Source organism: Burkholderia sp. ABCPW 14, assembly GCF_001523835.1.
Taxonomy (GTDB): Bacteria; Pseudomonadota; Gammaproteobacteria; order Burkholderiales; family Burkholderiaceae; genus Burkholderia; species Burkholderia mayonis.
Window position 1 is genome coordinate 1 of the sequence record NZ_LOVS01000074.1, and the last position, 1,409, is coordinate 1,409.

General features: G+C 69.3%; 1 protein-coding gene. It reads right to left on the reverse strand.

Annotation, left to right across the window (positions count from 1 at the left end; genetic code table 11):
- On the reverse strand, positions 1 to 1,409 hold a 1,409-nt coding region (locus WS62_RS11580; RefSeq protein WP_156440954.1), incomplete at both ends, for a type VI secretion system Vgr family protein.

Genomic DNA, 1,409 nt, shown 5'->3' on the forward strand with positions numbered 1-1,409 from the left:
CGTCGACGGCCCGCCCCACTGGTGCGACGCCGACAGCAGCTTGATGTCGCCGTTCGTGCCGAGCGTGATGCCGTCGCCGATCTCGAGATAGCTGCCGTCCTCGGCGACGAGCCGGATCTTCGGCGCGCTCACGAGCACCTCGTTCTCGTTCGTCGTGATCTTGACGCCCTTCTGCGCGTTCGCCGTCAGCGTGTCGGCCTGCGCCTGCAGCAGCACTGGCCCTTCGCCCGCCACGGCCTGCACGCCCGCGCCACGCGCGAACAGCTGCATCCCTTGTCCCGCCGTCGCGTTGAACCGCTGGCCGCTCATCAACTGAAGATGCTGCTGCGCGACCTGATCGATGTTCTCGCCGGCGTAGGTCACGTGCGTCTTCGGGGTGACGTTTACCGACCCAGCCTGTGCGCCGAATGCCATCAGTGCCTGATCTCCGCTGGTGGCCGGCGCGCCGACGCCGTCCGCTCCCGCGCCGGTGCCCGGCGCCCAGCTCTTGAAGACCGCGGCCACCGCCTGCTGGCCGGCTGTATCCGCCGCCTGCCCGCCGTGCTGCCCCGCGTAATCGCCCAACGCCTTGAACAGCGCCGTGCACTCGCCGAGCAGCCGGACCAGCTCGTCGCGGTCGAGTTGGCCGCCGCTCGCCTGCGTGCGCGCGTAGGTCGTCAGCAGGATGCCCTGCGCCGCCCGCAGCGCCGCCGCGGCATCGGTGCGCAGCTCCGCGCCCTCGCCACGCGCCTTCCCGTGGCCGTTCTCTCGCGGCTGGGTCAGATAACCGAGGTTCAGCTGCGAGTGCGCGTGTTCGCTCGCAAGCTGTGCGCTGATCTGATTCGGCGTGTCGTCGAGACGCAGCTGGTTGTACCGCTGCCCACGGATCTCCTTCGTCTTGATGCCGGACAGGTAGCGGTTGCCCGGCAGCCTGCCCGCATGGCTGAACGTCGCCGGCGGATTCGCACCGTTGCTCAGCACCCCGATGATCACCAACCGGTCCGGATCGCCGCCGACACAACCGAGCAGGACTTCCATGCCGACGCGCGGCAGGAACGATGCGCCGAAATGGGTGCCGGCAAGACTCGTCGCCACGCGGATCGGTGCGCTGTCGCCCGCATTGTCGTTAGTGCCCGCGCCCTGCGCGTGCGCGTGGTCCTGAGGATCGAGGCCGTGAATCCGCACGCGCACCCGGCCGTCTTCGTCGCAGAACACTTCTTCTCCCTCAGCGCCGACGATCGTGCCCGTCAGCAGATGCACGGGCGGCAGGTCGGTCTGAGGGTCGTACGCGGGTGCAAGCGGTACGCCGCGGCGCACGCAGGTGAACGTGTTCTCGTAACGGGTGTCGGCATCCTTCGCGAGCGCGGCCGGCAATGCAGGGGCTGCGTGCGCGAGATTGCGGCTCGCCGCGAACAGCGCCTGTACGCGTT